Raw genomic sequence first — 11,083 nt, 5'->3', positions numbered from 1 at the left:
CGGTCGCCCTCTGTGCACGATCAGCCACCGAGCGCGTCCGGTTCATACCGTTCTGGGCGGGGTATCCCTTTGCTATGAGTACGGAACCGATGCAGCTGGCCGCTCCCAGCGGCCTGATGAGTCTCGCGCTCTTCCTGGTGGCCGTGGCCGTGCTGGCGATGCTCGCCGGGGGCTTCTGGCTGGGCAACCGGGTCAAGTACCGCGAGTCGCCTCGGCCACGCCCCGAGGAGCAGCCGAAACTGCCACCGGAGGGCGCGGTGCGCGAGGTCCGGGAGAACCGCGAGTCCGAGGAGATCCCCCAGATCCCCAAGGGCGGCCGTCCGCTCACCCCGTACGAACTCAGCAACCAGCAGACCAGGCCGAGCGCGTCGAAGGACCGGCCACGCTGGAGTCCGGGCTCCAGCGGCTCGTTCGGCGGCGGCGGGCTCGGCGCCCACTGACCCCCGGGCAGCCCACCACGCTGCCCTCCGGCCGGTACCTAGACAGTTCCCCGGCCCGCGTCGAGCCGTCCGACGTGGGCCACGTTCCCGAGGTCCTCGGCGTCCTGGCTCGGCGTGGCCGTGAACCAGGCGTCGAGGATCTCCTTGAGCACCGGCTGCGAGGTCAGCCGCAGGCCGAGGGCGAGGACGTTGGCGTCGTTCCAGCGGCGGGCGCCGTCGGCGGTGTAGGCGTCGGTGCACAGCGCGGCGCGGACCCCGGGCACCTTGTTGGCGGCGATCGAGGCGCCGGTGCCGGTCCAGCAGCACACCACCGCCTGGTCGGCGGCGCCGGCGGCGACGTCCCGGGCGGCCGCCTCCGAGCAGACGGCCCACTGCGGGTCGGCGCCGGGTTCCAGCGCGCCGTACGTGCTGACCTGGTGGCCGCGGCGGCGCAGCTCCTCGACGAGGAGGCGGGCGACGGGTTCGTCCATGTCGGAGGAGACGGAGATCCGCATGCCCCGGAGCCTAGTCCGCGGACGGCTGCGGTGCGGTGTCCGTGCGGGCCTCGATGGCGGTGAGGACCGAGGACATGTCGAGACGGGCGTTGCCCAGCCCTACGCTCTCGCCGTAGAGCTCGCTGCTGAGGTCGAGCAGGGGCGTGGCGATCCCGGCCGCGCGGGCCGCGTCGGCGATGAGCCGGGTGTTGGCGTAGGCGTCGGCGGTGGCGGCCTGCACCGTGAAGTCGTGGGCCGCGAGCATCGGGACCTTGACCCGGGTGATGCCGCCGCCCAGCCGGCCGGAGTCGACGACGGCACGGAAGGTCTCCAGGTCCAGGCGCGCCCGGCGAGAGGGGCCGTCAGCCTTCGGAGACGTTCGCGGTGAGCAGGCGCAGCAACTGCTTCGCCGTGGCGTCCTGTTCGGGCGTCAGGCCCATGGCGTCCCCGATGGCGACGGGGACGGACCGGGCGCGGTCCCGGAGCCGGGCGCCGTCCCCGGTCAGCCGGATCTCGACGGACCGTTCGTCGTCGGGGCGCCGTTCCCGGGTGACCAGACCGCTCGCCTCCAGGCGTTTCAACAGCGGGGAGAGCGTGCTCGACTCCAGCTGCAGCGCGGCGCCGAGCTCGCGCACGGACACCGAGTCCTGGTCCCAGAGAAGGAGCATCACCAGGTACTGCGGATAGGTCAGCCCCAGTTCGTCCAGGAGCGGACGGTAGCGCGCGGTCACCGCGCGGGAGGCGGCGTACAGCGCGAAGCAGAGCTGGTCGTCGAGGAGCAGCGAGCCCTCGGCCGACTCGGCAGCGGTGCGGTCCACGGGGCGACTCCTGGTTCCGGTGATTCCTGTGATTCCGGTGATTCCTGTGGCGTTCAGCGCCGTTCACCACCTTAGCTTTCCGGTCCCCTCGACCCTGTGGAGCCCAAATACTTCGCATCCGATCATATCGGACACAAATAGATCACCCAAGAATAAGTAGCGCGCGACTTAATCGCGCGCTACTCTTCTTCTCGTGCCGCCACCCCGGCGAAGACCGCCGGCCGCCCTGTGCGCGACACCCGAACCGAGGAGGCCGTCATGACCGACGCCACGCCCGCCCGCCCCGTTCTGGAGCCCGCCGCTCAGGCCTTCGTCGAGGCCACCGCCAACCCGCCCTACCTCTTCGACCTCGCCCCCGCCGAGGGCCGCAAGGCCGTCGACGAGGTCCAGTCCGGCGACATCGCCAAGCCCGCCGTCGACGAGGAATGGATCACCGTCGAAGGCGGCCCCACCGGCACCGTCCGCGCCCGCATCGTCAAGCCCGCCGGCGCCACCGGCACCCTCCCCGTCATCCTCTACATCCACGGCGCGGGCTGGGTCTTCGGCAACGCCCACACCCACGACCGCCTCGTCCGCGAACTCGCGGTCGGCGCGAACGCCGCCGTCGTCTTCCCCGAGTACGACCTCTCCCCCGAGCACCGCTACCCCGTCGCCATCGAGCAGAACTGGGCCGTCGCCCAGTGGGTCGCCGCCCACGGCGCGACCAAGGACCTCGACGCCACCCGGATCGCGGTCGCCGGCGACTCCGTCGGCGGGAACATGAGCGCCGCCCTCACCCTGATGGCCAAGGAACGCGGCGGCCTCCCCCTGCTCCAGCAGGTCCTCTTCTACCCGGTCACCGACGCGAGCTTCGACACCCCCTCCTACCACCAGTTCGCCACCGGCTACTTCCTGCGCCGCGACGGCATGCAGTGGTTCTGGGACCAGTACACGACCGACGAAACGGAGCGCGCCCAGATCACCGCCTCCCCGCTGCGCGCCACCACCGAACAGCTCACCGGCCTGCCCCCGGCCCTCGTCATCACCGGCGAGGCCGACGTCCTGCGCGACGAGGGCGAGGCCTACGCCAACAACCTCCGCGCCGCCGGCGTCCCCGTCACCGCCGTCCGCTTCCAGGGCATCATCCACGACTTCGTCATGCTCAACGCCCTGCGCGAGACCCACGCCGCCCAAGCCGCCATCACCCTCGCCGTCCGCACCCTGCACACGGCCCTGCACACCGGCTGACGGCCGGCCTAGAAGGTCCGGAGACGGTACGACCCGGCCAGGTCACGCACCTCCACGGAGCAGACCACGGCCCGGGTCGTACCCACCCCCAGGTGTTTCTCCAGCAGGGCCAGCACGTCCTCGGACAGCCGGGCCTTGACCCCGTCGGACCGTCCGGGGAACAGCCCCACCCCCACATGCACGAAGGCCGTCCCGTCGCCGTACCGGTCGGCCACACCGGCCTCGGCCGCCTGCCGGAACAGCGTCTTGCACGTACCCGCCGAACCGCTCCCCTCCACCACCGTCGGCTGCAGCTCCGCCGCGAAGACCCGCAGGTCGAAGGAGTCGGCGAGGCCCGGGGAGTAGTCGACGGTGATGTGCGGCATGGCGACCCTGATCCTCTTGGCCGGTCGGATTCCTCGAACGCGACTCGAACGCGTTCCGCGTGGCCGTCACCCTCGGCAGGACCGGTGTGCGGCGAAGATAGTTGTATCAGCCTTCGATCTGCCGGAGATCCGGCGGTGGGGTCCTGACCACCGGGTCGCCCCGCCTCCCTGCCCTTGGGCCGATCGGCCGTTCGTGCGGCGCGCCTCGACCGTGCGGACGGTCATCGCCGGAGGATCGGAGGAGCGGCGGCCCGGTACCACCGCCCCCTCCTCTCTCCCCCACATGTGCGAAGGCCCGGCCATGAACCTCTGCTACGACCCGCTGTTCCGGCTGCACGTGCTCGACGGCGGACCGGGTGTCACTCCGGCGGCAGCGTGACCACCTCGCCGGGCGGCGGCCGGTACGGCGAGGCCGTCTTCCGTCCCGAGCAGGCCGGTGAGGGCGAGCGCATCGACTTCGGCGCCCTTGCCTACGACGACATCACCATGGCGCGGCTGCGGGCTCTCGGGGCCGGCCCGGGGTGGCGCTGCCTCGACGTGGGGGCCGGCACGGGCACGGTCTCCCGTCGGCTGCTGGACGAGGCCGGGGTGACCAGCGTGCTCGCGGTCGACCGTGACGTGCGCTTCCTGACCGAGCGGCCCGAGCAGCCCGGGCTGGACGTGCTGGAGGCCGACATCACCGCCCCGGACGCCGTCCGCGGCCGGTTCCGGCTCGTCCACGCGCGTTTCGTGCTGATGCACCTGCCCGAGCACGAGCGCCTGGTCTCCACACTGGCCGGACTCGTCGCGCCCGGCGGCGTGCTGGTGCTCAGCGACGCGGTCGACCTGACGAGCGACCGGGCGCCCGAAACGCCGTACACGTCGGTGATGCGCGCGATGTGGCAGGGGCTGCGGGCCACGATCGGCACCGATGTCTCCTGGGTGCCGTCGTATCCGCAGCTGCTGCGCGGCGCGGGGCTCGGTTCGGTCGCCGCCGAGATCCATGTGCCGCCGCTGCAGCCGGGCAGTCCCCTCAGCCGCTTCTGGGCCGACACCTGGGAGCGGAGCCGGGCAGCGATGCGCGTCACCGGCCTGGTCGACGACGCGGCCGTCGACGCGGCGGTCCGGTACCTGGCCTCCGAGGAGTGCGCCGCGCTGTCGGCCGGCATGCTCACCGTCTGGGGCCGGAAGGGCGGAGGGGAGACCGGTACGCCGGTCGGCCCGGCGGCGGAACCCTGACCTGCCCCACCCCGTTCAGGGAGTTCAGGTCTGTCGGGACTCCGGGCGTACCAGGCCGGTCTGGTAGGCGATGACGACGAGTTGGGCGCGGTCGCGGGCGCCGAGTTTCGTCAGGGCGCGCTGGATGTGGCTGCGGACGGTCAGGACGCTCAGGACGAGTTCCCCGGCGATCTCGTCGTTGGACTTGCCGCGGGCGGCGAGCGCGGTGACCTCCCGTTCGCGCGGGGTGAGGTCGTCGAGGCGCTCCGGGGGTGCCAGGAGGGTGCCGGGGGCGGGGCCGGCGAGGAAGCGGGTGATGAGCGCCCGGGTGGCGCCCGGGGACAGGAGCGCCTCGCCCGCGGCGACGGTGCGGATGCCGTCGAGGAGGGTGTCCGTGGTGACGTACTTGCCGAGGAAGCCGCTGGCGCCGACGCGCAGCGCCCGGGCGACGTACTCGTCGGTCTCGTACATGGTGAGGACGAGGACGCGGGTGCCGGACAGGCCGGGGTCGGCGCAGATGGCGGCGGTGGCGGCCAGGCCGTCGGTGCCGGGCATGCGGATGTCCATCAGGACGATGTCGGGGTGGTGGGTGCGGGCGAGGTCCACCGCCTCCTGTCCGTCGGCGGCCTCGGCGACCACCTCCAGGTCCGGGCAGGAGTCGATCAGCAGCCGGAAGGTGCCGCGCAGGAGGGCCTGGTCGTCGGCGAGCAGGACGCGGATGCTCACGCGGCGGCCTCCGGCTCTTCCGGTGCGGGTTCTTCCGGTGCGAGAGAGTGCAGCGGGAGGGCGGTGGCGACTTCGAAGCCGCCGCCCGGGCGGGGGCCGGCCCGCAGGTCGCCGCCGACGGAGTGGGCGCGCTCGCGCATGCCCATGAGGCCGTAGCCGCCGTCGGCCGGCACGGTGGCGGCGGTGCCGTCGTTGGTGACCGAGATGAGCAGCCGCGTCCCGGCGTAGGTGAGCCGGACGTCGGCGCCCTGGCCGGCACCGTGCTTGGTCACGTTGGTGAGGGCTTCCTGGATGATCCGGTACGCCGTCAGGTCCACACCCGGTGACAGGGGCCGCGGCTCGCCCTCGGTGCTGAGGGTGACGTCGAGGCCGGCGCCCGCGCAGGTCGAGACCAGTTCGGGCAGCCGGTCCAGGCCCGGGGCGGGCTCCAGGGACTCGGCGTCCGGGTCACCGGACTGGCGCAGCACCCCGACGGTGGCCCGGAGCTCGATCAGGGCGGAGGACGTGGTGGCCGTCAGCCCGTCGAGCAGCGTCAGCGCCTGGTCGGGCCGGGTGGGTACGAGGTGGCGGGCGGTGCCGGCCTGGGCGTTGGCGACGGCCAGGTGGTGGGCGACGACGTCGTGCAGCTCCCGGGCGATCCGCATGCGCTCCTCGGCGACCCGCAGCCGGGCCTCCTCCTCGCGGGTGCGCTCGGCGTACGCGGCGCGGGCCTGCACGGAGTCCAGGTAGTCACGGCGCAGCCGGTCCCGGCTGCCGCCGACCAGGGGCAGCATCAGCCACAGCACCGGGCCGACGGTGCGCAGCAGGAGCATGTCGGTGGTCGGCTGGTCGAACAGCGCGGTGGCCACCACCACGGCCATGGTCGCGGCGCCGTACACACGCGTGGTCCTCGGGTCGGTGCCGGCGGCCAGCCGGTACAGGGCGATCATGAGCGGGGCGAGCAGCAGGGGTGTCAGCAGGTAGCCCAGCCCGACGGTGATCACCATGCAGACGGTGGCCACGACGGCGGCGGTACGGGGATAGGTGCGCGCCCTCAACTGGGCGAGGCAGGAGAGCGTCGCCAGTACCACGGCGGGCCATTCCTCCTGCGGTTGGCTGATGCCGGGGATGGCGATCGAGGCACCTAGGGTCACGCAGCCGAGCAGTCCCAGGACCAGGACCACGTCGGTGGCGGTGTGCCGGCGTCCCGTGTAGCGCTCCAGGCTGGTGGTCATCTGTCTCTCCGGGTGAAGGGCCTGATCCCCATGGTGGACGACGTGCGGCACCCGGCACCGGCGGGCCGCCCGTGGTCTTCGCCACGTGCGGCCCGCCGGACCGGATCCGGCCGGTCAGACTCCGGCCTGGACCGACTCGTCCGGGGTCGGGTCCGGGTCGGTGACGGTGGCGGGGGCCGCGTTCCGGGTGAGGGCCTCGCCCTCGATGTCCACCCGGGGCAGCAGCCGGTCCAGCCACTTCGGCAGCCGCCAGGCACGGTCCCCCAGCAGGGCGAGGACCGCGGGCACGATCGCCATCCGGACGACGAAGGCGTCGAGGAGGACGGCGGTGGCCATGCCGAACCCGATCATCTTGATCATGGACTCGCTCTCGCCGATGAACCCGGCGAAGACCGCGATCATGATGAGTGCGGCGGCCACGACGACCCGGGCACTGTGCCGGAACCCGGCGACCACCGCCTCCTTGGCCGGCGCGCCATGGACGTAGGACTCCCGCATCCGGGAGACGAGGAAGACCTCGTAGTCCATGGCGAGGCCGAAGATGATGCCCACCAGGAAGATCGGCATCAGGCTCATGATCGGCCCGGTCTGCGCGACCCCGAACAGCCCGGCCGCATGGCCCTGCTGGAAGACCAGGACGACCGCGCCCAGCGCCGCGAGGACCGAGAGCAGGAAGCCGAGCGCCGCCTTGAGGGGGACCAGCAGGGACCGGAAGACCACCAGCAGCAGGACGACGGCGAGACCGACGACGGTGACGAGGTAGGGCACCAGGGCCGACTGCACCTTCGCGGCGACGTCGATGTTCAGCGCGGTGGTGCCGGTGACCTCGAAGGAGGCGCCGGCCGCCGACTCGACGGCCGGGCGCTCGTCGCGGATCGTCCGGACGAGGGTCTTGGTCCGGTCGTCGGTCGGGCTGGTGGCGGGCGTGGCGGTGAACACCGCGGTGTCGCCCGCCTTGTTGAAGTGCGCCCGGGTGACCGAGACGACGCCCTTCGTACCGGCGATCCGATCGCTGACCGTGCTTACCGCGGCCTTGGCGTCGGCGGCTCCCCTGGCGTCGACGACGATGGTCAGCGGGCCGTTGAAGCCGGGGCCGAAGCCCTCGGCGAGGTCGTCGTAGGCGCGGCGCTCGGTGGTGGACGTGGACTTGGCCTCGTCCCCGGGCATGCCGAGCTGCAGCTGGGTCATCGGGACGGCGAGGGCGCCGAGGCCCAGGACGGCCAGGAGCAGCACGGGGACCGGGCGGCGCAGCACGAGACGGGCCCAACGGGTGCCGTGGTTGTCGCGGTTGCCGTCCTGGGACGTCGCCCTACCGGACCGGAAGGGGAACCGGCGGCGGCCGCCTTCCCGCCGGCGCGCGGCACCCGCCAGCACGGCGTTCGGCCAGAACCCCAGCAGCGCCGGTACGACCGTCAGCGCGATGACCACGGCGACGACCACCGCCCCCGCGGCGGTCAGGCCCATCTTGGTGAGCATCGGGATGCCGACGACGGACAGGCCGGCCAGGGCGATGACCACGGTCAGGCCTGCGAAGACCACCGCCGAGCCCGCCGTGCCGACCGCGAGCCCGGCCGCCTCCTCGGCAGCCCGGCCGTTGGCGCGCTCCTCCCGGTAGCGGGAGACGACGAACAGGGCGTAGTCGATGCCGACGGCGAGGCCCAGCATCATCGCCAGGGTGCCGGTGCTGCTGGACAGGCCCAGGGCGTCGGACAGCAGGGTGACGGTGAACATGCTGATGCCGACGCCGAGGATCGCGGTCAGCAGCGGCAGTCCGGCGGCCGCGAGCGAACCGAAGGTGGCCAGCAGGACGACGGCCGCGACCGCGATGCCGATGATCTCGGCGACGCCGCCGGGTCCGGCGCCGCTGTCCATGGCGGAGCCGCCGGTCTCGACGGTGAGGCCCGTGTCGCGCGCCTGGTCGACGGCATCGTCCAGTGCGGTGCGGGCGGCGTCGGTGAGCTGGGACGACTTGACCTTGTAGGTGACGGTCGCGTAGGCCGTCGTACCGTCCTTGCTGACCGCGTCCGCCTTGAACGGGTCGGTGACGCCGGCCACCTGGGCGCCGTCGCCCAGGGCGGTCACCGTCTCCTCGATCGCCTTCCGGTGACCGGTGGCGGTGACCCGCTGCCCGTCCGGGGCGACGAAGACGACCCGCGCGGTGGCGCCGTCGGCGGCGGCTCCCGGGAACCGCTCCTGCATCAGGTCGAACGCCTTCTGGGACTCGATGCCCGGCGTCGAGAACTCCTCGTCGGCGGCGCCCGGCGCCTGCAGCGCGCCCAGTCCTACGGCGGCCAGGACGGCCAACCACAACAGGGCGACGTATCCGCGCCGCCGGAAGGCCAGTCGGCCCAGTCGATAGAGAAAAGTAGCCACGTCAGAGAACTCCGCATCCGATCTCGCTTGGTCACCCAGGCTGTCCCGGCGAGGGCCCCCGCGTCGTCGTGCGGCTACTGGCACTGCCGGCTACTGAATCCGCAGGACGGACTACTGAATCCGCAGTAGGCGTGCGGGGCGCCGGATCATGCCCCGGTACGACGGGCGGGCCGTCAGTCCGTCAACCCGAGCGCGCGGAGCACGGCGTCGGCCATGCCCCGCTCACCGCGCTCGTTGGGGTGCACGGGGGCGGCCGGGGCTTTCGGGACCAGGGGTTCGATCCAGCGCACGCCGGGGTCCGCGCAGGCGTCCCGGCCCGTGGAAGGCGTGTAGGTGTCGACGTAGCCGGCCCCGGCGGCCTGCGCCCGTTCGCGCAGCACGGTGTTGAGGCGGCGCTCCTTGGTGCGGAGGTAGGTCACGTCGCCGGGGGCCAGTCCGAGCGCGGTGCAGTCGGTTCCGGCGGCGGGCAGGATCGCGGGGTAGCCGACCACGTAGACCCGGGCCGCGGGCGCCCGGCGCCTGACGTCGTCGAGCACGGCGGAGAGCCGGGCGCCCGCCGTCCTGATCCTGCCCTCGACCTCGTCGGTGCCGTCCGCCGCGTACCGGTCGCGGCACGGCGCGCCGTCGGCCGTGCCGCCCACGATCCGCCGCTCCAGCCGGTAGGCCACGCCGCTCTTGACGCAGGTCGTGATCAGCGAGCCGAAGCCGATGTCGTTCCCGCCGATGCCGAGGGTGACCAGCCGCGTGGACCGGGTCACGGCCGACAGTTGCGCGGGGTTGACGCCGTCGTCCGTCGACTGCGGCCCGGACAGGTCGGCCATCACGGCCCCGCTGCAGCTGACGTCCCGGAATCCGGCGGCCGGCAGCGCGAGCCTGGCGGCGACCAGGGCGGGGTAGTTGCGGTCGGAGCGCTCGCAGCCGGCGGGCCGTCCGTGCCGGCCGGGGATGCCGGGGGCGGCCGTGTAGGAGTCGCCGAGCGCGACGTACGGCCCCTTCGGCGGTGTGGGGGGCGGGGCGGCACCGCCACCACCGCCTCTGCCGACGGTCACGGCGGTGGCGAGCGCGACGCACGAGGCGACCGCCGCGAGCCCGAACCCGGTACGAGTCCTCATCCGATCGTCCTGTTCTCCCGCTGGGGATCGACCGGCGCAGGGCCGGGCCGCGGTGGGCGGCGCGGCGCCGGTCTCCGACACCGCTTCAGGCTCCCCGCGCGCCGCCCGTCCCGTCGTCGTACCGCTGCGGGAGATCGGCGGTCTCATCACGCAGTACGCGCGGCCCTGCCGGCGTACCGCGGTTTCAGCAGCGCCTACCGCGGTTTCAGCAGCGCCTGCTCCGGACCCGGGTGAAGACGGAGGCAGTCGACACCGGCGGCCGGGCTGCGGGCCGGGCCCTGTTCGAACCGGGTTGTGCGCCGACCCGGACGGCATCTGCGCAGAAGCGACACACAGGCTGCACACCGCCCGGCCAAAGGCTCGCTACCGTTCTGGCCGTTCGATCCCACGTGCGAACGAGTTCAGGCCATGGCGGTGGACGCCGTCGGCGCAGTCGAGTCAGGAAGACACGGATGGACTACTGCTCCTCGTGCCGTCGGCACCTCAACGGCGCCTTGGCATGCCCCGGCTGCGGCGCCTACGCGCCGGTCGCCCCGCGCGTGACCGTGGCCCCGGCGACGACCGGTGCGGCGGTCCGGCGGGCCCCGGCCGACACCACGTGGTTCTACGACCCGGACACGTACGCCGAAGAGGCCGCCGAGGACCCGTACGACGGCCCGGGCCCCGTGCCCTCCGCGCCGCTGGGCCGGGCGGCCCGGCGCCGTCAGCGGGCCCGCTGGAAGAAGAACCAGCGGCGGGCCGTGGTGGCCACCGCGGTCGCCCTGGTCGGCGGCGGGCTGACCGTCGCCTCGCTGGACCGGCAGGGCACCGACCGGGCCCAGGCGGCCACGGCCCCGGACAACAGGACCATGGGACTCGCGGACGAGCAGGCCACCGACGCCACCCAGGCGGCGGTGCCGACCGGCCGGCACCGGGCCCCGGACGCCACGACCGCCACCGGTGCGGCGACCGCGAACACCCAGCGGGCGCGGACCACCGGCGCGCGCCATGCCGCACCGACGTCCGGTCAGGACTCCGCCGCGTCGCCGCAGCCCGGGGCGGCCTCCGCCGCCCAGCCGCAGTCCGCCGCGACGGCGTCCACGGACACGGTCGCCGCGACGGCGGCGGCGACGGCCGCGCCCACCGCGAGCGCCACCAC

11 protein-coding genes and 1 pseudogene are annotated in these 11,083 nt (G+C 73.5%); 4 read left to right on the top strand and 8 right to left on the bottom strand.

The features are described 5' to 3' along the window. Positions 1-74: 74 nt before the first annotated feature. Complete coding sequence (locus ACFWPQ_RS51445; RefSeq protein ID WP_384052050.1) at positions 75-440, top strand: DUF6479 family protein; 366 nt, start codon at positions 75-77, stop codon at positions 438-440. A gap of 38 nt (positions 441-478) precedes the next feature. Here the strand turns inward: ACFWPQ_RS51445 and ACFWPQ_RS51440 are convergent, their stop codons facing one another. The 3 genes from ACFWPQ_RS51440 to ACFWPQ_RS51430 all read right to left on the bottom strand — a co-directional run bounded on the left by ACFWPQ_RS51440 (position 479) and on the right by ACFWPQ_RS51430 (position 1,731). Further along, on the bottom strand, positions 479-934 hold the full coding sequence (locus ACFWPQ_RS51440) for an RpiB/LacA/LacB family sugar-phosphate isomerase (protein WP_384052048.1): 456 nt from the start codon (positions 932-934) through the stop codon (positions 479-481). A gap of 10 nt (positions 935-944) precedes the next feature. Then, entirely contained in the window at positions 945-1,178 is a 234-nt protein-coding gene (locus ACFWPQ_RS51435) for a hypothetical protein (protein WP_384052046.1), read from the bottom strand. A 97-nt stretch (positions 1,179-1,275) separates the two neighbouring features. After that, a complete protein-coding gene (locus ACFWPQ_RS51430) occupies positions 1,276-1,731 on the bottom strand; it encodes a MarR family winged helix-turn-helix transcriptional regulator (protein ID WP_384052044.1) in 456 nt (151 codons plus the stop codon). Positions 1,732-1,989: 258 nt separating this feature from the next. Here ACFWPQ_RS51430 and ACFWPQ_RS51425 point away from each other — a divergent pair, with 258 nt between their 5' ends. Further along, a complete protein-coding gene (locus ACFWPQ_RS51425; protein ID WP_384052042.1) occupies positions 1,990-2,958 on the top strand; it encodes an alpha/beta hydrolase in 969 nt (322 codons plus the stop codon). An 8-nt stretch (positions 2,959-2,966) separates the two neighbouring features. Here the strand turns inward: ACFWPQ_RS51425 and ACFWPQ_RS51420 are convergent, their stop codons facing one another. Beyond that, a complete protein-coding gene (locus tag ACFWPQ_RS51420; RefSeq protein ID WP_384052040.1) occupies positions 2,967-3,323 on the bottom strand; it encodes a 5-carboxymethyl-2-hydroxymuconate Delta-isomerase in 357 nt (118 codons plus the stop codon). 375 nt (positions 3,324-3,698) lie between these two features. On the opposite strand from ACFWPQ_RS51420, the gene ACFWPQ_RS51415 reads away from it, so the two are divergent. Continuing rightward, positions 3,699-4,541: a class I SAM-dependent methyltransferase gene (locus tag ACFWPQ_RS51415; RefSeq protein WP_384052038.1), complete on the top strand. Its 843-nt coding sequence runs from the start codon at positions 3,699-3,701 to the stop codon at positions 4,539-4,541. Positions 4,542-4,565: 24 nt separating this feature from the next. On the opposite strand, the gene ACFWPQ_RS51410 is transcribed toward ACFWPQ_RS51415, so the two are convergent. From ACFWPQ_RS51410 to ACFWPQ_RS51395, 4 genes are all read right to left on the bottom strand, one after another. Further along, on the bottom strand, positions 4,566-5,246 hold the full coding sequence (locus ACFWPQ_RS51410) for a response regulator (protein WP_384052036.1): 681 nt from the start codon (positions 5,244-5,246) through the stop codon (positions 4,566-4,568). Further along, the gene (locus tag ACFWPQ_RS51405; protein WP_384052035.1) at positions 5,243-6,460 is read right to left on the bottom strand and encodes a sensor histidine kinase; all 1,218 of its coding nucleotides are present in this window, start codon (positions 6,458-6,460) and stop codon (positions 5,243-5,245) included. Before ACFWPQ_RS51405 ends, ACFWPQ_RS51410 begins: the two co-directional genes overlap by 4 nt. A 114-nt stretch (positions 6,461-6,574) precedes the next feature. Continuing rightward, positions 6,575-8,833 (bottom strand): MMPL family transporter, encoded by a 2,259-nt coding sequence (locus ACFWPQ_RS51400; RefSeq protein WP_384052033.1) that lies wholly within the window; start codon positions 8,831-8,833, stop codon positions 6,575-6,577. Between the two features lie 173 nt (positions 8,834-9,006). Beyond that, positions 9,007-9,945 (bottom strand): SGNH/GDSL hydrolase family protein, encoded by a 939-nt coding sequence (locus ACFWPQ_RS51395; protein ID WP_384052031.1) that lies wholly within the window; start codon positions 9,943-9,945, stop codon positions 9,007-9,009. A 452-nt stretch (positions 9,946-10,397) separates the two neighbouring features. On the opposite strand from ACFWPQ_RS51395, the pseudogene ACFWPQ_RS51390 reads away from it, so the two are divergent. Then, a pseudogene (locus ACFWPQ_RS51390) lies at positions 10,398-11,083 on the top strand (hypothetical protein); the annotation flags it as partial.

Source organism: Streptomyces sp. NPDC058464 (assembly GCF_042721035.1).
Classification (GTDB): domain Bacteria; phylum Actinomycetota; class Actinomycetes; order Streptomycetales; family Streptomycetaceae; genus Streptomyces.
Note: the sequence above shows the minus strand (reverse complement) of the source record. Positions and strands in the feature narration are given on the sequence as shown.

What these genes read in the sequence shown, in the direction of transcription:
- ACFWPQ_RS51405 (WP_384052035.1), bottom strand. Translation starts at nt 6,460, where the DNA reads ATGACCACCAGCCTGGAGCGCTACACGGGACGCCGGCACACCGCCACC.
- ACFWPQ_RS51420 (WP_384052040.1), bottom strand. Translation starts at nt 3,323, where the DNA reads ATGCCGCACATCACCGTCGACTACTCCCCGGGCCTCGCCGACTCCTTC.
- ACFWPQ_RS51435 (WP_384052046.1), bottom strand. Translation starts at nt 1,178, where the DNA reads ATGCTCGCGGCCCACGACTTCACGGTGCAGGCCGCCACCGCCGACGCC.
- ACFWPQ_RS51395 (WP_384052031.1), bottom strand. Translation starts at nt 9,945, where the DNA reads ATGAGGACTCGTACCGGGTTCGGGCTCGCGGCGGTCGCCTCGTGCGTC.
- ACFWPQ_RS51440 (WP_384052048.1), bottom strand. Translation starts at nt 934, where the DNA reads ATGCGGATCTCCGTCTCCTCCGACATGGACGAACCCGTCGCCCGCCTC.
- ACFWPQ_RS51425 (WP_384052042.1), top strand. Translation starts at nt 1,990, where the DNA reads ATGACCGACGCCACGCCCGCCCGCCCCGTTCTGGAGCCCGCCGCTCAG.
- ACFWPQ_RS51445 (WP_384052050.1), top strand. Translation starts at nt 75, where the DNA reads ATGAGTACGGAACCGATGCAGCTGGCCGCTCCCAGCGGCCTGATGAGT.